Origin of the sequence: Sphingobium lactosutens DS20 (assembly GCF_000445105.1) — a bacterium.
Lineage (GTDB): Bacteria > Pseudomonadota > Alphaproteobacteria > Sphingomonadales > Sphingomonadaceae > Sphingobium > Sphingobium lactosutens.
Genome location: NZ_ATDP01000082.1, coordinates 91,801 through 112,090 on the forward strand (window position 1 = coordinate 91,801; position 20,290 = coordinate 112,090).

The window sequence follows — 20,290 nt, forward strand, 5'->3', positions numbered from 1 at the left end:
ACAGGCTGCCTGTTTTTTAGGCACATTATGAAGTAAAGATCATGCGCAGGCTCTCCCCCATCTCCATCGGTCCGGTGACCATCGACATGCCCGTCGTTCTGGCGCCGATGACCGGCGTCACCGACATGCCGTTCCGGACATTGGTGCGCCGCTATGGATCGGGCCTTAACGTCACGGAAATGATCGCATCGGCAGCGATGATCCGTGAAACCCGCCAGTCGCTGCAAAAGGCGGCCTGGCACCCGCTGGAGGAACCGGTGTCGATGCAATTGGCCGGCTGTTCGCCAAAGGAAATGGCCGAAGCCGCCAAGCTCAATGCCGATCGTGGCGCGGCCATCATCGACATCAACATGGGCTGCCCGGTCAAGAAGGTCGTCAATGGTGACGCCGGCAGCGCCTTGATGCGCGACCTTCCGCTCGCGGCGTCGCTGATCAAGGCGACGGTCGAGGCGGTGGATGTGCCGGTGACGGTCAAAATGCGCATGGGCTGGGATCATTCCAGCCTCAATGCGCCCGAATTGGCACATATCGCCGAGGATCTGGGCGCAAAGCTGATCACGGTGCACGGCCGCACCCGCAACCAGATGTACAAGGGGTCGGCGGACTGGGCCTTTGTCCGCAAGGTCAAGGACGCGGTGAAGCTGCCCGTCATCGTCAACGGCGATATCTGTTCGATCGAGGATGCCGACACAGCGCTAGAGCAGAGCGGTGCGGATGGCGTGATGATCGGGCGCGGCGCCTATGGCCGTCCATGGCTGATCGGTCAGGTCATGGCCTGGCTGACCGACGGAACGCGCGTACCCGACCCGTCCTTGGAAGAGCAATATCGTGTGATCGTCGAGCATTACCGTGCGATGCTCGATCATTATGACAGGCACACGGGTGTCAACATGGCGCGCAAGCATATCGGCTGGTATACCAAGGGCCTGACCGGATCGGCGGAATTCCGCAACGCCGTCAACAAAGAGCCCGATGCTGACATCGTGCTCGATATGCTTGCCCGCTTCTATGAGCCGCTGATCGCCAGCGGCCTGGATCCGGCGGAGCAGCGCAAGGCGGCATGACCAGCGCCCTGACGTCGGTCCCGCCGCTTCGCGTTGCGCAGGACGGACCATCGCTGGCCGAACAGATGACCGCATTGCCGGTCGCGACCCTGATCGTCAAACCGGACAACAGCATCGCCGACGCCAATGTCCGCGCCGAAACTCTGCTTAATATGGCGCGCTCCGCGATTATCGGCAGTGACGTGGCGCGCACCATTCGGATCGCCGAAGCCGGGGCGCGTTTCGATATCTGGCATAGCAGCAAGGCAGTCGCGGCCTATGACATCAAGGTTCATGCCGGCCGTACGGCGGAAATGGAAGTCGACCTGCTGATCTCGCCGATCGTGGATCATGACGGCTGGCGTGTGGTGTCGATCCACGCGCAAAGCCAGGCGCGCAAGATCGGCCATCGCGGCTCGGCCGGGGGGGCCCGTTCCGCCATGGGGGCGGCCGCCATCCTCGCGCATGAGATCAAAAATCCCCTGTCAGGTATTCGCGGCGCGGCGCAACTGCTGGAATCCGGGCAGGACGGGCGCGATGCGGCGCTGACGCAGCTAATCTGCAACGAAGTGGATCGGATCGCGGCACTGATCGACCGGATGCAGGATTTCACCACCGATCGCACCCTGGAATGCCGCCCCGGCAACATCTATCCGTTGATTGACCGCGCCGCTGGAATTGCGGCCGCAGGATTTGCTAAAAATATAAAGATCATAAAACATTATGACCCATCCTTGCCATTTGCCACGATCAATGACGATGCGCTGGTGCAGGTCATGATCAACCTGCTGAAAAATGCGGCCGAAGCCCTGGATCATGTGGCAAAGCCAGTCATCCGGGTTGAAACAGCCTTTCGCCATGGCGTTTCGGTCGTGACTGGTAGTGGCAGGGGCAGCGCCGTGCTGCCCATCGAAATTCTGGTCATCGACAATGGTCCGGGCGTGCCGGAGCATATCCTCGACCATCTCTTCAACCCGTTCATCACTGGGAAGCGGGACGGGCAGGGGCTCGGCCTGGCACTGGTCGACAAGCTGGTGCGCGACATGAACGGCTTCGTCCAATATGCGCGCGATACCGAAGCAGGGGAATCCAGCTTCAGAATATTGCTTCCGATGGGCATGGCGTCATGAGGGCGTCGGGCGCCATCCTGGTCGTCGATGACGATCCCGCGATCTGCGTCGTCGTCGGCGAAGCGCTGCGGCGGCAGGGGCATAAGGTGAAGACCGCCGCGTCCATTCGCGAACGCGCCGCCCTGATGGACAGTTTTTCGCCCGACGTCCTCATCACTGACGTTATGCTGCCTGATGGCGACGGACTGGACGGCGTGGCCGACATTCTTGAGCGCAACCCTGACCTCAATGTCATCATTCTCTCGGCGCAGAACACGCTCAACACGGCGATCCGGGCCACGGAAAAGGGCGCATTCGAATATCTGCCCAAGCCGTTCGACTTGAATGAACTGACGCGCGCCGTTTCCGACGCGCTCGGCACGCGCGCTGCCGCAGAAGGAGCGGATGATCAGGGTGATCTGCCTCATGATGGATTGCCCCTCGTAGGCCGTTCGCCTGCGATGCAGGAAGTCTATCGCACTATCGCGCGCGTTTTGTCCAACGATCTGTCGATCCTGGTACTGGGGGAATCGGGAACCGGAAAGGAACTGGTCGCTGAAGCGATTCACAGCCTGGGAAAACGCCGGACCAAGCCCTTCATTGCGATCAACATGGCCGCAATCCCGCGCGAACTGATCGAGGCGGAGCTGTTCGGTTATGAAAAGGGCGCCTTTACCGGGGCGCATGCCAGGACTGCCGGTAAATTTGAAAAGGCGCAGGGTGGCACACTGTTTCTCGACGAGATTGGGGACATGCCGATGGAAGCACAAACGCGCCTGCTGCGCGTGCTGCAATCGGGTGAAGTCACGACCGTGGGTGGCTCAAAGCCAGTCAGAGTGAACGTCCGGATCATCGCGGCGACCAACAAGCATCTGCCACAACTGATTGAAGATGGGCGTTTTCGGCAGGACCTTTATTACCGGCTGAATGTCGTCCCGATCGCGCTGCCGCCTCTGCGTGAACGGCGAGAGGATGTGATCCTTTTAGCGCGCCATTTTCTGGAACGCGCCGCGCAGGATGGGCTGCCCCGCAAGGCGCTGGCCGATGACGCCGCGCAATTGCTGATGGCATGGCATTGGCCAGGCAATGTCCGCGAACTGCAGAATATGATGCAGCGACTGTCCGTGCTGAGCCGGGAAAATGTCATCACGGCCGACATATTGCGGCATATGCTGCCGATCGAACATGGGCCCGCCGACACTATCGCGCCGACCGACCAACTGGTGCATGCGGTCCGGGACTGGGCAAAGCGGCAATTGGGTATCGGCATCACCCGGCCGCAACGGGCGCTGCATGATGATCTGCTCGCAGTGGTAGAGCCAGTCCTGCTGGAGGAGGTGCTGTCCAGTGTGGATGGCAACCAGATCCGGGCTGCCGGCTTGCTCGGTATCAATCGCAACACGTTGCGCAAGAAGCTGACCGATTACGGCCTTGATCCCCTGCAGCTTCGCATGGGCGACTGACTCTGATCAGATCCCTTGGCAGGACGAAGTGACGGGTGGCATCGACCAGCGACGGCGCTCCGATGAAATACTGTGTTTGAACGGGCACGGGCTTGTTGTAACAAAGCCACTATGAACGGCGCGAATATCCTCCCCAGGCGGGCCGCAGCGTGGCGGAGGCTGATGCCGGCCTTCCTGCGCGGCGGGCGTCTGGCAGCGTTGGTGGAAGGGGTCACACTCGCGCTATTCCTGGGCATGGCGGGGCTGACCTACCATTTGCTGTCCGGCAGCGGTCAATCCTACACCTTGCTGACGCCCCCGATCGTCGCGCTGTTGCTCGTCGCGAACCTGGTGCCTGCTATCGCCTTGCTGGTTCTGCTCGGGCGCCGCGTCGCCAAACGCCGGGCCAGCGCGTCGGCGATCGGCAGCGACGGGCAATTGCATGTGCGGCTCGTCGCGATCTTCTCGATTGTCGCGAGCGTGCCGATGCTGCTGGTCGTCATATTCGCGTCGCTATTGTTCCAATATGGCGTGCAATTCTGGTTTTCCGACAGCGCGCGGGGGATGCTGCAAAATGCGAGCGACCTGGCGCGCGGCTATTATGAACAGAATCTGCGCGAGGTACGCGACGAGACGCTGACCATGGCTGGTGATCTTCGCGATTATCTGAGCCAGACCGACGTCTCCAGCCCGCGGTTTGCGGAAGGCTATATCTACCAAGTCGTCACGCGAAAGCTGAACCGGTCGGCCATTATCGAGGTGGGAAAGGACGGGATCGCCCGCACCGCCGCGACCGTCGATCCGGAAAATCGCCCGGTGTCGGAAATGCTGCCAGCCAGCGTTGTGCGGCGACTGGCGGCCGGGGAGGATATTGTGGTGCAGGCGCGCCCCAATCAGGTCGAGGCCGTGACCCTGCTCTATCCCAATAGCAAGGTCTATCTCTACGCCACGCGCAACGCCGGCACGTCATCCTTCTCCAACGTGGAGCGGGCGCAAAAGGTGATTGCCGACTATGATCTGTTCGCGGCGCAATCGCGCGCGCTTCAGTTGCGCTTCAACGTGGCCTTGTTCGTCGGCTCATTGCTGCTGGTCGGGATCGCCGTCTATATCGCCCTGGCAGTGGCCGACTGGATGGTGCGCCCGGTCAATGAGTTGGTGACGGCCGCGCGGCGCATTACTGCCGGTGATTTGTCGGCCCGCGTCACCAGTCCGCTGAGCCGCGACGAAATCGGCACGCTTGCGTCGGCCTTCAACCGGATGACGCAGCGCCTGGAAGCGCAAACCGGCGCCTTGGTGGCAGCCAATAGTCAGTTGGACGAACGCCGCGCCTTCATCGAAGCCATCCTGTCGGGCGTCAGTGCAGGCGTCCTGTCAGTGGACCTGGAGGGCGTGATCCTGCTCCTCAACAGCTCGGCAGCGGCCATTTTGGTGGGAGAGGAGGATGATCCGGTCGGCAGGAGGCTGGCAGATATTTCTCCCGAACTGGCGGATTTTGTGGCGTCGGGTGAGGACGCCGGCATTGTACAGGTGCGCGCCCATGGGGATGTCCGAACCCTGGCCGTGAAGCTGGCCGCCGATGCGTCGCGCCACATCCTCACCTTTGATGATATTACTCAGCAGCTGTCGGACCAACGCCGTGCCGCCTGGTCCGACGTCGCACGCCGGATCGCCCACGAAATCAAGAACCCCCTGACCCCCATTCAGCTGGCCGCCGAACGACTCCAGCGGCGCTATGCCGATGAGGTGACCAGCGACAAGGCGACGTTCAGCCGTCTGACCGGCACCATCGTGCGCCAGGTTGGCGATCTTCGGCGGATTGTCGACGAATTTTCCTCTTTCGCGCGGATGCCAAAGCCTGTCTTCCGCCGCGAGGCGATTGGCGACATTGCCCGCCACGCCCTGTTCCTCCACGAAGTAGCCCATCCCGACATTCGATTTGAATATGTGGCGGACGATAGCGACTTGGAACTGGTCTGTGATCGCCGCCAGCTAGGGCAGGCGCTCACGAATATAGTAAAGAATGCCGTTGAAGCCATTGAACCTAAATCCGCATCTGAAACGGGCGGTCCGCGAGGGCATGTCTGCATGGCGCTTTCCCAAGACGGGGAGGACATTGTCATCACGGTTCGCGATGATGGCATTGGCCTGCCGCCCGAACGGGATCGCATCCTGGAGCCCTATATGACGACGCGAACCAAAGGCACGGGTCTGGGCCTCGCCATCGTCAAGAAGATTGTCGAAGAACATCTTGGTGAAATCCGCTTTGACGATGCCGAAGGCGGCGGCGCATGCGTGACCCTGCGATTTGCCGCAGGGGCACTGGAAAAATTGGAAGAGGGGCAGCCGTCAGCGCTGCCAAAAGGAAAAGTGACGGCCCATGGCGCTTGATATTCTGATTGTCGACGATGAAGAGGATATTCGCGATCTCGTCGCGGGTGTGCTTGAAGATGAGGGCTTTACCACACGCACAGCCGCGAACAGCGACAGCGCGATCGACGCGCTGGATTCCCGCCGTCCTTCGCTGGTGCTGCTCGACGTCTGGCTCCAGGGATCGCGCATGGATGGTCTGGAGTTGCTCGATGAGATCAAGCGACGCGACCCGACGGTCCCGGTGTTGATGATTTCGGGCCATGGCAATATCGACACCGCCGTCGCCGCCATCCGCAAGGGCGCGGCCGACTTCATCGAAAAGCCGTTCGAGGCGGATCGCCTGCTCCACCTCGTCGCGCGCGCTACGGAGACGGAGCGGCTGCGCCGCGAGAATCAGGTCTTGCGCGCGCGCTTTGGGCAGGATGATGAACTGACCGGGACGTCGGCCGCCATCAACGGCGTTCGCGCCACCATCAAGAAGGTTGCCGGGACGGGCAGCCGCGTGCTGATTTCCGGCCCGGCCGGCGTCGGGAAGGAAGTGGCCGCGCGCATGCTGCACAGCTGGAGCGGACGCGCCGACTCGCCTTTCATCATCGTTGCCGCCGCGCGCATGGACCCGGACCGGGTCGAGGAGGAGTTGTTCGGCATTGAGGATCCGAGCGGGTTGGTGCGCCCCGGTTTCCTGGAACAGGCGCATGGCGGCACGCTCTATCTCGACGAAATCGCTGATATGCCGCTCACCACGCAGGGCAAGATATTGCGCGTGTTGACGGACCAGAGCTTCACCCGTGTGGGTGGCCAGCGTCAGGTCAAGGTCGACGTGCGCGTCATATCGTCCACGGCGCTCAATCTGGCGACGGAAATCGAGGAGAGACGATTCCGGGAGGATCTCTTCTACCGCCTCAATGTCGTGCCTCTGGCTATTCCGCCCTTGTCCGAGCGTCGCGACGATATTCCGCCGCTGGTCGAACATTATCTCGCTAGATTTGCCGCCGATCGCCGCGTTCCCCCGCCTGAAATCGCAAGTGACGCTATGGCGGCCCTGCAAGCCAACGAATGGCCCGGCAATGTCCGTCAACTACGCAATGTCATAGAACGCACGATGATCCTGGCGCCGGGTGACCGGATCGGGCGTATCGAGCTTGATATGCTGCCATCGGAATTGACCAGCGACAGCGGCGGGGAGGGGATCGGTCAATCGGCGATCATGGGCGCCCCCCTTCGAGAAGCGCGCGAGAGTTTCGAGCGCGAATATCTGCGCATTCAGATCCGCCGCTTTTCCGGCAACATCTCGCGTACGGCGACCTTCATCGGCATGGAAAGATCTGCGCTGCATCGCAAGCTCAAGTTGCTGGGCATTACCGAAGACAAGGACTAGCGAGCGGGATTGCCGGTGGACGGCTCTTCGCAATTGCGGTAAAACTCGTGCGTCTCCGGTCCGCGGAGGCAGGCAAGACGCCCTGCTTAAGGGCGCGACGAGCGGGTAACGTCCCGCCAAGAATATAGGACTGGCGACGACCATGGCCGATAAAGTGAACAATTTGCAGGATATTTTCCTGAACAGCCTGCGCAAGAGCAAGACCCCGGTGACCATGTTCCTGGTAAAGGGCGTAAAGCTGCAAGGCATCATCACCTGGTTCGACAATTTTTCCGTGCTGCTGCGTCGTGATGGGCAGTCGCAACTGGTGTACAAGCATGCCATTTCGACGGTCATGCCTGCCCAGCCGATGGACCTGACCGACCTGCGCAAGTCCAGCGATGGCAACGGCAAGCCGAAGCTGTTGCAGGAAATCTTCCTGTCGGCCGTTCGTAAATCGGGCAGCCCGGTGACGATGTTCCTCGTCAACGGCGTGATGCTGCAGGGTGAGATTGCCGCTTTCGACCTGTTTTGCATGCTGCTGGAGCGCGACGGCATGGTTCAATTGGTCTACAAGCACGCTATTTCGACGGTCCAGCCACTCCATGCGCTCGACCTTACCGGCGAAAATGAGCAGGACGACTGATCGTCACGCTATCTGCCTTTCATTGACGATGCTCCCGTTCGACCGGCGCTCCAGTCCCTCATGCTGGTCGCTGCACGGACGGGAGCATCTCGCATTCTAGAGCGTTAGATCCAGCATGGCAGTCTTTAATCGCGATTCGCAGGACGAAGTATCGCGTGGCGCACGTGCGATCGTCGTCCACGCAGAAACCCGCGGACTGGATCGCCGGGACAGCGATGCCCGGTTGGAAGAAGCGCGGGGTCTGGCGCTTGCTATCGGCATCGACGTGCGCGCCGCACAGGCATTTCGCGTGCGCGACCTCAAGCCCGCAACCCTGTTCGGCAGCGGCCAGGTGGACCAGATTGCGACGCTTGCGCGGCAGGAAGACGCCGAGCTGATCATCGTCGACAACAGCCTGTCACCGGTTCAGCAAAGCAATCTGGAAAAGGCATGCGAAGCCAAGGTCATAGACCGTACCGGCCTCATTCTTGAAATTTTCGGCGAACGTGCCGCGACCAATGAGGGGCGGTTGCAGGTAGAATTGGCCCATCTTGACTATCAGGCTGGCCGGTTGGTGCGCAGCTGGACGCACCTTGAGCGGCAGCGCGGCGGCTTTGGGTTTCTGGGCGGTCCGGGCGAAACGCAGATCGAGGCCGACCGGCGGATGATCCGCGATCGCATGGCCAAGATTCGGCGCGAACTAGACCAGGTGACACGCACGCGGGGGCTTCATCGCGCGCGTCGGCAGCGCGCGCCTTGGCCGGTCATTGCGCTGGTCGGCTATACCAATGCTGGAAAATCGACGCTTTTCAATCGGCTGACTGGCGCTGACGTCATGGCGGAAGATTTGCTTTTCGCGACGCTTGATCCGACGATGCGGCAGATAGCGTTGCCCGGCTTGGACAAGGCGATCCTGTCCGACACCGTGGGTTTCGTGTCGGACCTTCCCACCCAGTTGATTGCCGCTTTTCGCGCGACGCTCGAAGAAGTCCTGTCCGCAGACCTCATCGTCCATGTGCGCGACATCGCGCATCCCGACAGCGAAGCCCAGCGCGACGACGTACTGGAAGTTCTTGGCGAATTGGGCGTCGCCGGCGAAGGCGCGCTCGATCGCGGGGAGGGGGACCCGGCACCGCCCCCAATGATCGAGGCATGGAACAAGCTGGATCTCCTGGACGAAGAAGCCGCAGAATTGATCCAGGAGCAGGCGGCGCGGCGCGAGAACGTCGTCATCCTTTCCGCGCTGACCGGCGAGGGGGTCGATAGACTACAGCGCATGATCAGCGATCACATGACGTGCGGGGCGAAAGTGTATGACCTCCGCATTCCCGTATCCGACGGCGCAGCGCTGGCTTGGCTGCATGAACATGGCGAAGTGCTACACTCGACCATAAGCGCCGACGTCATGAATGTCGAGGTGCGGCTTTCGGACGCGACATTCGCGCGTTTTGCAAAAGCGCATATTTGAGAGGGTAGGGCAGCTAATTTCTGCCCGCCACGATCTTAGGTCAAATTTTTCTCGACGACGGTGATAGCTGCGTCAAGCGCCGGAGCGCGCTCGCAGCGATTGTCACACGCCGCCTGTTGCTTCCGCAATCGCGCGAGAATGTCGTTGGCAGCATCGACATTCCCCAATTTTATTTCCGCAAGCGCCAATCCGCTCAAGGACCCTGGATGATAGTGGAAACCGCGATGCACGCTGCGTTCGAAATATCGGCGCGCGGCATCGGCGTCGCCAAGTCCAAGCTTGGTCACGCCTCGTAAAAAGCGCACATCCTTGCTCGGTGTGCGACCCATCAAGCGGTCCAGAATAGGATCAGCCTCGGCATATTTTCCCTGCGCAACCAATTCACGAGCAAGCTGCAAGGCGCCAACCGGCTTCCGGTCAGGTGGACCACTAAAAGCCCCGTCACCGGAATATGCGGTGCTACTGGAGGAAAGAGTGCCAAAGTCATAACCGGCATTGAAGTTTATGCCGGTTATCCCAGTAACGGCATGCCCTCCCTGAGCGACCGCGGGGCCCGAAATGGCGACAAAGAGCGGCAGAAGGAGCCTCAAGCGCATAGCATTCTCCTTTAATCTCAATGTTCAAGCTATTCCAGGAAGTAGGAGCAGTCAATACTCGTCCAAATTTTCACTAGTTAACCGCCGCTTTAGCGTCTTGTGAAAAGCGGAAGTCTCCCGGGGCTTTTTGGCAATCCGCCACTCTGCTAATAGACTGCTTGGTCCCCCCGGGGGGGGACGATGTTTTGATCTTGGAGAAGCACCGCCGCTGTGTATCTCGCGCTGACGCATTGCCTGTCGACCATTTGGTGAAGTTGTGCATCCTAAGTGCGCATTATGCCGCTGGTTGCGCGAAAAGCCGACTGCTCAAAAGGCGAGAAATATCAGGTAAAGGGATGTGTCAGCGTCATGTCAGACTCATTCTGAGCCAGTCACGACTGATACATGTGATAAAAAAATGCGAAGAAAAATGGTGGACGCACTAGGGCTCGAACCTAGGACCCGCTGATTAAGAGTCAGCTGCTCTACCAACTGAGCTATGCGTCCATCCGGGCGGCGCCGATCATGCCAGCGTTCCGAAGTGGGCGGACTGCTAACAGCGACGGCATGTTTTGCAAACCCCTATTTACAGCTTGTCGTGTTTTTTACCGAAATTGCGATCAGGCCCAGTCACCGGGCCGCCGCTGTCGTCTGCCCGACCGGTCGATGGCCATGATGATGCCGATGCACAGCATAACGGTCAGCATGGACGATCCGCCATAGGACATGAAGGGAAGGGGAATGCCGACGACGGGCGCCAGGCCCATTACCATCATGAGATTGATCGCGACGTAAAAGAAAATGGTGGTGGTGAGGCCCGCGGCGGCCATCCGTGCGAACTTGTCCTGCGTGCGCATGGATACGCGCAGGCCCCAGCGGAACAGGAGCAGGAAAGCCCCGATCATCAGCACGCCGCCCAGCAGGCCCCATTCTTCCGCCATGGTGGCGAACACGAAGTCTGTATGGCCTTCAGGCAGGTAGTCGAGGTGACTCTGCGTGCCTTGCAGGAACCCTTTGCCCCAGATGCCACCTGACCCAATTGCAATTTTCGACTGGCTGATGTGATAACCAGCGCCCAGAGGATCGCTTTCGGGATCGAGGAAAATCAGCACGCGCTTTTGTTGATAATCATGCAGAAAGCTGAAGGCGATAGGGATGGCGGCCGCAACCGTCAGGCCCGAACCGATGAACAGGCGTAACGGCAGGCCTGCCAGGAACATGACCGTGACGCCGCCCGCTGCAATCATCGTTGCGGTGCCAAGGTCGGGCTGCACCAACACCAGCGCCCAGGGCAAGCCGATCAGCACCAATGCCGGCCATATCGCATTCCATCGCCGGATTTCGCCGACTGGTAGCAGCGCATAGAAGCGCGCCACCGTCAGCACGATGATCGGCTTCATGAATTCGGACGGCTGAAGCTGCATGAAGCCCAGATTGATCCATCGCTGGCTGCCGCCCCTTACCCCACCGATCAACTCAACCAGCACCAGTGCGACGAGCACCGCGCCATAGGCCGGAAAGGTATAGCGGGCGAAGACTTCAACGGGGATGCGGCTGAGCACCAGCGCCATGACGGTGAAGATGCAGAAGCGAACTGCCTGATTGGCGGCCCAGGGGAAAATGCTGCCGCCAGCAGAGCTGTACAATACGATGGTGCCGAAGCCGGCGATGGCCAACAACAATGCCAGCACGCGCCAGGGGAATTGAGTGAGGGGTTGCGGAACGATACTCATGGGGCGTCGGCCGCGTCGTTGCCATCTTCTGGCAGGGGAACAGAGGCGTTGGCGGCTTCGGTCGCGTTGGCGGCATTGGAGGCGTCGGCTGCCTCGGGCGGCGGAACCTCGCCCTTTCGGATCGCTTCCGCCATGCGAAAGGCCGCCATCTGCCTATTTTGCCGCTCGGCCGGCGTTCCGCCCCACCCTTTTTCCAGCGTGACCAGCTTTTCCATCGCCCGCTCAGGATCAAACAGATAGGATAGGGTATCGCTGGCGATCATGGGCGCGTCCTCATTGCGGATCAGGTGGCCGCCATGTTCGATGATGCACCCCACTGCATAACGCGGCTTGTCGAAGGGCGCGAAGCCCTGAAACAGGGCATGATCGCGCAGCTTGAAGGCGAGCGAGCTGTTGCCGCGCACCCCGCCGGCGCGTTCCGCCATGGTGATGCGACGCACCTGCGCCGTGCCGGTCTTGCCCGCGATCAGGACGTTCGGGATGTTCATGCGCGCCGCGCCACCGGTGCCGCCGCCATTGACGACGGCGCTCATCGCGTCACGTATGATGACCAGATGGTCCTCGCTCGCGCCGACCAGCGCAGGGTTCGGGCGGGGCGCACCGTAGAGGAAATTGGGCATCAATTGCCGCCCGGTAGCAAGGCGGGCCGCCATTACCGCCATTTGCAGCGGGTTGATCAGCATATATCCCTGACCGATGGTGGCGTTCACCGTGTCATAGACCTGCCATTTCTGATTATATTTCCGTTCTTTCCAGGCAGGGTCTGGCACCGTGCCGTAACTTTGGCTGGGGAAGGGCAGATCGAAGCGCTGACCCATGCCGACACGATGGGCCATGTTGGCGATGCGGTCCATCCCGATCCGCTGCGCCATCTGATAGAAGTAAATGTCGCAGCTCTGGGCGATTGCCCCGCGCATGTTGAGCGGGCCATGGCCGCGCCTTTTGTGGCAGTGGAACAGCGTGTTGCCGACCCGGATTGCGCCGCCGCAGCTGATCGTTTCCTGCGGCCCGACGCCCGCCTCCAGCAGCGCCAGCGCGACCATCGGCTTGACGGTGGAGCCGGGCGGATACAGCCCCTGCAACGTCTTGTTGCGCAATGGAACATGATCGTCCTGGGACAGCATGTTCCATTCCAGATGGCTGATCCCGTCGGAAAAACTGTTGGGATCGAAACTGGGCATGGACGCCATGGCCAACACGTCGCCATTCTGACAATCCAGCACGACGACGGCGCCGCTTTGCGTCGCCAGGCGCCGGCCGGCATATTCCTGCAAACCAGCGTCGATGGTAAGCTTGATCGAACGGCCAGGAGTGTCCGGCCGGGTGGTCAGTTCGCGCACGATCTTGCCGCGCGCCGTGACTTCGACACGCTTTGCGCCAGGCTTGCCGGTGAGATGCCGGTCGAATGCCTTTTCCAGTCCGTCCTTGCCGACCTTGAAGCCTGGCGTGATGAGCAGCGGGTCCTTGCGCTCCTTATATTCCTCGGCCGTGGCGGCGCCGACATAGCCCAGCAGATGGCCGACCGTCGCTCCGGCCGGGTAATAGCGGGAGAATCCCTGGCTGGGCGCGACGCCGGGCAGGTCGGGCAGGCGCACGCTCACCGCAGCGAACTGATCATAGGTCAGCTTGTCGGCGACCTGCACCGGGCGGAAGCCAGCGGATTTTTCCAGTTCATCGCGGATGCGGTCGACTTCATCCGCCTCCAGGCTGAGCAGTTGCGCGAGGTGGCGGATCGTGCCGTCTGCATCGACCATCCGCTGGGGGATGAGGTCGACGCGAAAATCGGTGCGATTGTTCGCCAGCGGCTTGCCATGCCGGTCGAGAATCCAGCCGCGCCTGGGAGGTATCAAAGTGAGGTTGACGCGGTTGCTTTCGGACAGGGCGGTATAATGTTCGTTTTCCGCTACGCTGATCCACGCCATCCGCCCGATCAGCATGGCGCCGATAGCGCCCTGCAATCCACCCACCACCATCGCGCGGCGGGTGAAGGTGAAGGTCTGGCTGGCTTCGGTGACGGGCTTTCGCTTGGACGGAAACTTCATGCCATGACGCGCCAGCGATCGATCCGCGCGCACTGCCGGACTATGAAGGGAAAAAGCAGCATCGACCAGAGCATTTGCGGCGCGACCAAAAGCAATTCTACGCGGCCCCCGCCCGTGATCCGGGCGAAGAACCATCCACCAATGAGGCAGAAGATAATGGCAAGACAGGCAATTAACCAGTCCTGCCGATAACTGCGCCATACCAGCCGATGCTCGAACGCATCGACGCCGATCAGGGTTACGGTCCACAGGAACATGGCCGATCCGATAGGCTGCCCGCTCATCAGGTCATCGAATAGGCCGAGCGGCAGGCCGATCCATGCCCGCCACAGTTCCGGACGCAACAGACGCCAGGCCAGCAGCAACAGCAGGCCAAAAGGCGGCAGGACGGGGGACTGAGCGATAAGGGGCAGCGCCGTCAGGGATGACCCCAGCATGACCACGATCACCGGCGTTCCGGCAAGGCGAAAGCGGCCCGGGTGACGCCCAAGCCGCGGCACATGGTGGAGGTGCGGGTCGATCACGGCGCGCTCGCATTGCCAGACGGCGTATCTCCCGCTGGCGCGACGGCCGGGTCCTGCCGCGTGACCACCTCTTCAAAGGCGCGTTCGACCACGACCGCGTCGATGCGCGAAGGGTTGGCCAGCGGGAAGCCCCAGGCGATTTCGCCCTGGACCCGGACAACGACAGCGACAGGAATATTGGGCTGGTAGATGCCGCCGATGCCGGACGTCACCAGCAGGTCACCGGGCCTGAACGGGTTGCGACCAGCCGACAAGGCGCGGATTTCCAGCGACCCGTCGCCCGCACCGGTGGAAATGGCCGGCACGCTGTCATTGGCGCGGCGAACGGGGACGATGTTCCCTGTGTCCGTCAGCAGCAATACTTCGGACGTGTTGGGTGTCGTGCTGTCGATCCGCCCCACCAGCCCTTCGGCCGCGCGCACGGGCATGCCGGGGCGGACGCCCTGCCAGCGTCCGGCGTTGAGGCGGGCGAAACGACGGGTGCTGCCGGAACTGGAGCTGATGAGCCGCGCCGTCAGCAGGTCGCTCTGATCCTCGTCCACCAGCTTCAGCAGCCGTTTCAACCGCGCATTTTCCTGCGCGATGGCGCGCGCTTCGATGATGCGGTTGCGATTTGTCTCTACTTGGCGGCGCAACGCGACATTTTGCGAACCCGCACGCCAATAGGCGGCCAGCACCTCATCAACGGAGCTGATGCCGCTCACCATATTCTTCAGCCCGACCGATATCGGCCGCGTCGCTTCGGCCGTCACCGTGCGCAGGCCAGCAAAGCCGGTCGGATCGAATATCGCGATCACGACCAGCAGCAGGCCCGCTACAGCGCCGACGACCGCGACGACATAGCTTGCAAACAGGCTATATTGCGCCTTCCGGTTGATGCCGGGGCGGCGGCTGGGTGGCCGCGCCATGTGCGGTCCCCCTCAATCAGGCGGTCTGAAGCACGCCCCGGAAGATCGGATCCTCCATCGCGCGGCCGGTGCCGATCGCAACGCAGGTCAGTGGATCTTCCGCGATGGTGACGGGCAGGCCGGTTTCATCGCGCAGTTCATCGTCCAGACCCTGGAGCAGCGCGCCGCCGCCGGTCAGAACGATGCCCTGGTCGACAATGTCGGCTGCCAGTTCCGGCGCTGTGTTTTCCAGAGCGATGCGCACGCCTTCGACGATGGTGCTGATGGGTTCGGCCAGCGCGTCGGCAATCTGGCCCTGGTTGATCGAGATTTCCTTGGGAACGCCGTTGACGAGGTCGCGGCCCTTGATGTGGATGGTTTCGCCCACGCCATCTTCGGGCGGCTGGGCGACACCAAACTGCTTCTTGATCCGTTCCGCCGTCGCCTCACCAATCAGCAGATTGTGGTGGCGGCGCACGAAGGAGACGATCGCTTCGTCCATCTTGTCGCCGCCGACGCGAGCCGATGTGGTGTAGGCCAGGCCACGAAGGGAAAGCACGGCAACCTCCGTCGTGCCGCCGCCAATGTCGACCACCATGGAGCCGATCGGTTCGGTGACGGGCATGTCGGCGCCGATCGCGGCGGCCATCGGTTCCTCGATCAGGAAAACCTGGCTGGCGCCCGCGTTGCTGGCCGCATCACGGATGGCGCGGCGTTCGACGCTGGTCGATCCCGATGGCACGCAGATCACGATTTCGGGCGCGCGCCAGGGGCTGTGCTTGCCACCATGCACCTTGGTGATGAAATGCTTGATCATCTGTTCGGCGACGTCGATGTCGGCGATGACGCCATCGCGCAGGGGGCGGATGGCCTCGATCGAATCCGGGGTCTTGCCCATCATCAGCTTGGCATCTTCGCCCACGGCCTTCACCCGCTTGACGCCGTTAAGCGTTTCCACCGCGACGACCGACGGTTCATTGAGCACGATACCACGGCCGCGCACATAGACGACCGTGTTCGCGGTGCCGAGGTCGATGGCCATATCCTGAGAGGAGAATTTCAAGAGACGCGAAAAGATCGACATGCCTTATCCTGTTTCGCCCGCCGTCCCCGTGAGGCAAAAGGGGCCGGTCGGATTACGGTTCGCTTGGCCACTTGCCCGGCGTCCTTGCGCCTTGCGGTGCAAAAAAACTTTGAGTTCGCGGCTCGCGGAGAGCGCTCGCTTGGGCTAGTCACTAATCAATGTCAATACGCCGTCTGCCCGAACATCTGGTCAATCGTATCGCTGCCGGTGAAGTGGTCGAAAGACCCGCCAGCGCGCTGAAGGAAATCGTCGAAAATGCGCTGGATGCAGGCGCGCGCCGCATTGCGGTGCGGCTGGCCAATGGCGGATTGGACCGGATCGAAGTGACCGACGATGGCTGCGGCATGGATTCGGCCGAAATGGCGCTGGCGCTCGAGCGCCACGCGACATCGAAGCTGCCCGACGATGCGATCGAGAATGTGGCGACGCTTGGTTTTCGGGGCGAAGCGCTGCCATCCATCGCCAGCGTGGCGCGGCTGTCGATCGACAGCCGCCGACGCGGCGCGGATGGATGGAATCGGACGGTCGATAACGGGCAACTGGTGGCGGAAGGCCCGACCGCACTGCCGCCCGGCACGCGCATCGCCGTCGAGCAGCTTTTCGCCAAGGTGCCGGCGCGCCGGAAATTCCTGCGTTCACCCAAGGCCGAATATGCCGCGTGCCTCGATTGCATCCGGCGGTTGGCCATGGCGCATCCGGCCGTCGCCTTTTCCGTCGAGCATGACGGCCGCCGGGTACTGGGTGTTCAGGAGGGCGAGGCGCGCGAAGACAGGGTCGCCGCGCTGACCGATCGTCAACTGGCTGACAATCATGTCATCGTCAGCCTGGAGCGGGAGGGCGTTCGCCTGTCCGGCGTGGCGTCCCTGCCCACCTACAATCGTGGGGTGGGCGATCATCAATATCTGTTCGTCAACGGCCGACCGGTGAAGGACAGGCTGTTGATCGGGGCGCTGCGGGGCGCCTATGCCGACATGCTGGCGCGCGACCGGCATCCGGTGGTCGCCCTGTTCCTGGATGTCCCGGCGCAGGAGGTGGACGTCAATGTCCATCCGGCCAAGACCGAAGTGCGTTTTCGCGATCCGGCGTTGATCCGCGGTATGATCGTGTCCGGCTTGCGGCGCGCGCTGGATGCCGAGGGGTTTCGCGCGGTGCAGCATGCCGATCCGGCAGGACTTTCGGCCTGGCGGCCTGAGCCGGTATCGCCGACACCGATCGGCGCAATGCCGATCTTCGAGGCAGCCGGGCAGCCCGTCAGCTACAATCCGTTGTTCCAGACGGTCGCCGATCGCCGCGCGGCTTTTCAGGCGCCGTTGCCTCAGGCCCGCGCGGAACCGGCCGCCGCGCCTGCGCCGGAAGGCGCGAGTTTTCCCTTGGGCGTGGCGCGGGGTCAGGTGGCGCGGACCTATATCGTGGCCGAGGCGGAGGATGGGCTTGTCATCGTCGATCAGCATGCTGCGCATGAACGGCTGACGCTGGAGCGGATGCGGCGCGCCATGGAGGGGCAGGGCGTCGCCGCCCAGGCGTTGTTGCTGCCCGAAGTCGTGGAACTGGACGAACCTGCCTGCGACCGGCTGGAGGCGCGCGCCGGCGAGTTGCGCGAGTTCGGGCTGGAACTGGAGCGCTTTGGCCCGTCAGCGATGCTGGTGCGCGCAGCGCCCGCGATGCTCGGACAATCGGACGTGCATGGGCTGGTGACGGATCTCGCCGACGATCTGGTGGCCTATGACAGCGCCTTGTCGCTGAAAGAACGGCTGGATCTGGTCGCCGCGACGATGGCCTGCCACGGGTCTGTGCGCGCCGGCAGGATGCTGAGCGTCGCGGAAATGAACGCTCTGCTGCGCGAGATGGAAGTGACGCCCCGATCCGGTCAGTGCAATCATGGCCGCCCGACCTGGGTGAAGCTGGGCCATGGCGACATCGAAAAACTGTTCGGGCGAAAATAGCAGCGGGTTCAGGCCGGGCGGGTGCGCCACATGGCGATGGGGATCATTGTCATCACCGGTTCGTCATGTTGGTTGAAGATCGTCACCTTGTTGCGGACGATGCCCATTTCCGGACGTGTGAGCGATGCCTTCTTGTCGATTACTTCCGTGTGGCCGCGCAGCGTGTCGCCGGGGCGCACGGGACGCAGCCAGCGCAATTCATCAACGCCCATGGCGCCAAGGCTGGCCGCCTGCCGTTCAGGGTTTGCCTGCATGTGGGCGACGAACATCTTCATGAACAGGGCGGTCGTGTGCCAGCCGCTGGCGGACAGGGTGCCGAAATGGGTCTGCGCCGCCGCCTCGTCGGACAGGTGAAAAGGCTGCGGGTCGTATTCCGACGCGAACGCGATCACCTCCTCACGGGAAATGGTGAGCGGGCCAAATTCGAAACTGTCGCCAATTTCCAGGTCTTCGAAATAATGCGGGTCCTGCGCCATCGTCCGTCTCCTTGTCGGCAATGGCGTAGGAGGAGTTTCCGTTTACGTCAATGTCAGGCTATCGTCAGCGATGCCTGTCCGTGCGGCACCGTGATGCTGGCGCGCGTGGCAATATCGCCATCCGGCGTGGACACGCGATCCATAACGCGAAACTGCGTGGTCCAGGCGTCGGGCGTCACGTCGCAAATCAGATAGCCGCGCTGGTCATTGATGAATTTGAGCTGCGCATTATCGCGCAGCAACATGTCGCTGCCAGCGCGCAGGTCCGACCCGTCGCCGCCCGACGAAATGGATGTCGACACAAACTCCACCGCCACCGGCTTGTCGCCGCTTTCCAGCAGACCGGCATAATTTTGATGCTCGTCCCCGGTCAGCACCACGACATTGTCGAGACCGCGCATCTTCGCCAGCAGCCGGTCGCGTGGCACGCGATAGGCCGCCCATGTGTCCATATTGTAGATGGCTTCCTTTTCGTCGGCATAGCGCCGGCGATCGAGCGACATCATCATCACCTGCTGCGCCAGGCAGTTCCATCGCGTCTTGCCGCGGGTCAGGTTGCGAGTCAGCCAGCCTTCTTCCTCAGGCGACAGCACTTGCGCCTTGCCGTCGTCCATGGCCGCGCAAAAGGGCTTGAAGCCATCGCCGCAGGGCTGGTCGCTGCGGAAAGAGCGGGTATCCAGAAAGTCGATGGAGAGCAGGTCGCCTGCGCGCGCTTCCCGATATATGTCGGTGATGATGCCGTTGTGGGGCAGCATCGCGGCGCGGACGGGCATATATTCATACCAGGCTTGCAGCCCGGCCTGCCGGCGCAAACGGAATATCTCGGCGGGCGACTGATCACGCCCGTCAATGTCACCGACCCAGTTATTCTGGACTTCATGATCGTCGAAGGTCGGAAACCAGCTGTGCATGGCGCGCGCGGACTGGAGGTCATAGTCGCTCAGATATTGGGCATAGCGCAACCGATAGTCAGCCAGGTCGAAACAATCCTGGCCGATATGATGGCGGACCTGATCGACGGGCAGGCCATCCTTGTCATAATCCGGTCCGCGCTGCTTATATTCGTAGATGAAGTCGCCATAATGATAGACGAAGGCGAGGTCATCCTCCTTGGCCAGATGGCGGAAGGCGGTGAAATAGCCGTCCTCGTAATTCTGGCATCCAGCGACGCCGAATTTGAGGCGGGCGGGGCTGGCGGACGTTAGCGGCAATGTCCGCGCGCGGCCGCGCATCGACCGGTCGCCCCCCAGCGTGAAGCGATACCAATAGGGCCGATCGGGCTGGAGCCCTGTGACTTCGACATGGACGCTGTGGCCAAGTTCCGGTCGCGCGATCGCCTCACCCTTGGCGATGATGGTTTTGAACCGGTCATCGCCCGCGACTTCCCATGATACCGGCAACGCCACCATCGGCATGCCGCCATGCGCTTCGAATGGCTCGGGCGCGAGCTTTGTCCAGATGACGAAGCCGTCGGGCGCTGGATCGCCGGACGTGACGCCCAGCGCGAAGGGATAGCCGGCAAACCAGCTTTGCGCACGGACGATGGCCGGCGCGCCGATCAGCGGCGTCGAAGAAGCGATGGTGAGAAGCTGGCGGCGCGTGAACATGATCG

The 20,290-nt window shown here is 62.0% G+C and carries 16 protein-coding genes and 1 tRNA gene; 8 read left to right on the forward strand and 9 right to left on the reverse strand.

All coding sequences use genetic code 11. The features are described from left to right. Positions 1-41: 41 nt before the first annotated feature. From dusB to hflX, 7 genes are all read left to right on the forward strand, one after another. The gene (gene dusB / locus RLDS_RS38745) at positions 42-1,064 is read left to right on the forward strand and encodes a tRNA dihydrouridine synthase DusB (RefSeq protein ID WP_021225800.1); all 1,023 of its coding nucleotides are present in this window, start codon (positions 42-44) and stop codon (positions 1,062-1,064) included. Next, positions 1,061-2,173: a two-component system sensor histidine kinase NtrB gene (locus tag RLDS_RS38750; protein WP_021225801.1), complete on the forward strand. Its 1,113-nt coding sequence runs from the start codon at positions 1,061-1,063 to the stop codon at positions 2,171-2,173. Before dusB ends, RLDS_RS38750 begins: the two co-directional genes overlap by 4 nt. Beyond that, positions 2,170-3,615: a nitrogen regulation protein NR(I) gene (ntrC, locus tag RLDS_RS38755; RefSeq protein ID WP_021225802.1), complete on the forward strand. Its 1,446-nt coding sequence runs from the start codon at positions 2,170-2,172 to the stop codon at positions 3,613-3,615. The genes RLDS_RS38750 and ntrC overlap by 4 nt, the downstream gene beginning before the upstream one ends. 111 nt (positions 3,616-3,726) lie before the next feature. Further along, entirely contained in the window at positions 3,727-5,982 is a 2,256-nt protein-coding gene (locus RLDS_RS38760) for a HAMP domain-containing histidine kinase (RefSeq protein WP_031297975.1), read from the forward strand. Continuing rightward, positions 5,972-7,342 carry a nitrogen assimilation response regulator NtrX gene (gene ntrX, locus RLDS_RS38765; protein ID WP_021225804.1) on the forward strand — a complete coding sequence of 457 codons (1,371 nt, stop codon included), beginning with the start codon at positions 5,972-5,974 and terminating at the stop codon, positions 7,340-7,342. Before RLDS_RS38760 ends, ntrX begins: the two co-directional genes overlap by 11 nt. Positions 7,343-7,484: 142 nt before the next feature. Further along, complete coding sequence (gene hfq, locus RLDS_RS38770; protein ID WP_021225805.1) at positions 7,485-7,967, forward strand: RNA chaperone Hfq; 483 nt, start codon at positions 7,485-7,487, stop codon at positions 7,965-7,967. 115 nt (positions 7,968-8,082) lie between these two features. Continuing rightward, entirely contained in the window at positions 8,083-9,414 is a 1,332-nt protein-coding gene (gene hflX, locus RLDS_RS38775; protein ID WP_021225806.1) for a GTPase HflX, read from the forward strand. Between the two features lie 35 nt (positions 9,415-9,449). Here hflX and RLDS_RS38780 read toward each other — a convergent pair whose 3' ends face one another. The 7 genes from RLDS_RS38780 to RLDS_RS38810 form a co-directional block, all read right to left on the reverse strand. Then, the gene (locus tag RLDS_RS38780; RefSeq protein WP_021225807.1) at positions 9,450-10,010 is read right to left on the reverse strand and encodes a tetratricopeptide repeat protein; all 561 of its coding nucleotides are present in this window, start codon (positions 10,008-10,010) and stop codon (positions 9,450-9,452) included. A gap of 410 nt (positions 10,011-10,420) precedes the next feature. Then, positions 10,421-10,496: transfer RNA gene (locus RLDS_RS38785), tRNA-Lys, on the reverse strand. 113 nt (positions 10,497-10,609) lie between these two features. Beyond that, positions 10,610-11,722, reverse strand: a complete 1,113-nt coding sequence (gene rodA / locus RLDS_RS38790) for a rod shape-determining protein RodA (RefSeq protein ID WP_021225808.1) — start codon at positions 11,720-11,722, stop codon at positions 10,610-10,612. Next, entirely contained in the window at positions 11,719-13,764 is a 2,046-nt protein-coding gene (mrdA, locus tag RLDS_RS38795; protein ID WP_021225809.1) for a penicillin-binding protein 2, read from the reverse strand. The genes rodA and mrdA overlap by 4 nt, the downstream gene beginning before the upstream one ends. Beyond that, positions 13,761-14,288: a rod shape-determining protein MreD gene (gene mreD / locus RLDS_RS38800; RefSeq protein ID WP_021225810.1), complete on the reverse strand. Its 528-nt coding sequence runs from the start codon at positions 14,286-14,288 to the stop codon at positions 13,761-13,763. The genes mrdA and mreD overlap by 4 nt, the downstream gene beginning before the upstream one ends. Then, complete coding sequence (mreC, locus tag RLDS_RS38805) at positions 14,285-15,196, reverse strand: rod shape-determining protein MreC (protein WP_021225811.1); 912 nt, start codon at positions 15,194-15,196, stop codon at positions 14,285-14,287. Before mreC ends, mreD begins: the two co-directional genes overlap by 4 nt. A gap of 16 nt (positions 15,197-15,212) precedes the next feature. Next, positions 15,213-16,259, reverse strand: a complete 1,047-nt coding sequence (locus tag RLDS_RS38810) for a rod shape-determining protein (protein ID WP_021225812.1) — start codon at positions 16,257-16,259, stop codon at positions 15,213-15,215. A 158-nt stretch (positions 16,260-16,417) separates the two neighbouring features. On the opposite strand from RLDS_RS38810, the gene mutL reads away from it, so the two are divergent. Next, positions 16,418-18,202, forward strand: a complete 1,785-nt coding sequence (gene mutL, locus RLDS_RS38815) for a DNA mismatch repair endonuclease MutL (RefSeq protein ID WP_021225813.1) — start codon at positions 16,418-16,420, stop codon at positions 18,200-18,202. A gap of 8 nt (positions 18,203-18,210) precedes the next feature. On the opposite strand, the gene RLDS_RS38820 is transcribed toward mutL, so the two are convergent. Both RLDS_RS38820 and RLDS_RS38825 read right to left on the reverse strand, forming a co-directional pair. After that, a complete protein-coding gene (locus RLDS_RS38820; RefSeq protein WP_021225814.1) occupies positions 18,211-18,678 on the reverse strand; it encodes a MaoC family dehydratase in 468 nt (155 codons plus the stop codon). 53 nt (positions 18,679-18,731) lie between these two features. After that, complete coding sequence (locus tag RLDS_RS38825; protein ID WP_021225815.1) at positions 18,732-20,285, reverse strand: alkaline phosphatase D family protein; 1,554 nt, start codon at positions 20,283-20,285, stop codon at positions 18,732-18,734. Positions 20,286-20,290 lie beyond the last annotated feature (5 nt).

Bases quoted from the DNA above. Each gene is read 5' to 3' on its own strand.
- dusB (WP_021225800.1), top strand. From the start codon at position 42: ATGCGCAGGCTCTCCCCCATCTCCATCGGTCCGGTGACCATCGACATG.
- RLDS_RS38750 (WP_021225801.1), top strand. From the start codon at position 1,061: ATGACCAGCGCCCTGACGTCGGTCCCGCCGCTTCGCGTTGCGCAGGAC.
- ntrC (WP_021225802.1), top strand. From the start codon at position 2,170: ATGAGGGCGTCGGGCGCCATCCTGGTCGTCGATGACGATCCCGCGATC.
- RLDS_RS38760 (WP_031297975.1), top strand. From the start codon at position 3,727: ATGAACGGCGCGAATATCCTCCCCAGGCGGGCCGCAGCGTGGCGGAGG.
- ntrX (WP_021225804.1), top strand. From the start codon at position 5,972: ATGGCGCTTGATATTCTGATTGTCGACGATGAAGAGGATATTCGCGAT.
- hfq (WP_021225805.1), top strand. From the start codon at position 7,485: ATGGCCGATAAAGTGAACAATTTGCAGGATATTTTCCTGAACAGCCTG.
- hflX (WP_021225806.1), top strand. From the start codon at position 8,083: ATGGCAGTCTTTAATCGCGATTCGCAGGACGAAGTATCGCGTGGCGCA.
- RLDS_RS38780 (WP_021225807.1), bottom strand. From the start codon at position 10,010: ATGCGCTTGAGGCTCCTTCTGCCGCTCTTTGTCGCCATTTCGGGCCCC.
- rodA (WP_021225808.1), bottom strand. From the start codon at position 11,722: ATGAGTATCGTTCCGCAACCCCTCACTCAATTCCCCTGGCGCGTGCTG.
- mrdA (WP_021225809.1), bottom strand. From the start codon at position 13,764: ATGAAGTTTCCGTCCAAGCGAAAGCCCGTCACCGAAGCCAGCCAGACC.
- mreC (WP_021225811.1), bottom strand. From the start codon at position 15,196: ATGGCGCGGCCACCCAGCCGCCGCCCCGGCATCAACCGGAAGGCGCAA.
- RLDS_RS38810 (WP_021225812.1), bottom strand. From the start codon at position 16,259: ATGTCGATCTTTTCGCGTCTCTTGAAATTCTCCTCTCAGGATATGGCC.
- mutL (WP_021225813.1), top strand. From the start codon at position 16,418: ATGTCAATACGCCGTCTGCCCGAACATCTGGTCAATCGTATCGCTGCC.
- RLDS_RS38820 (WP_021225814.1), bottom strand. From the start codon at position 18,678: ATGGCGCAGGACCCGCATTATTTCGAAGACCTGGAAATTGGCGACAGT.
- RLDS_RS38825 (WP_021225815.1), bottom strand. From the start codon at position 20,285: ATGTTCACGCGCCGCCAGCTTCTCACCATCGCTTCTTCGACGCCGCTG.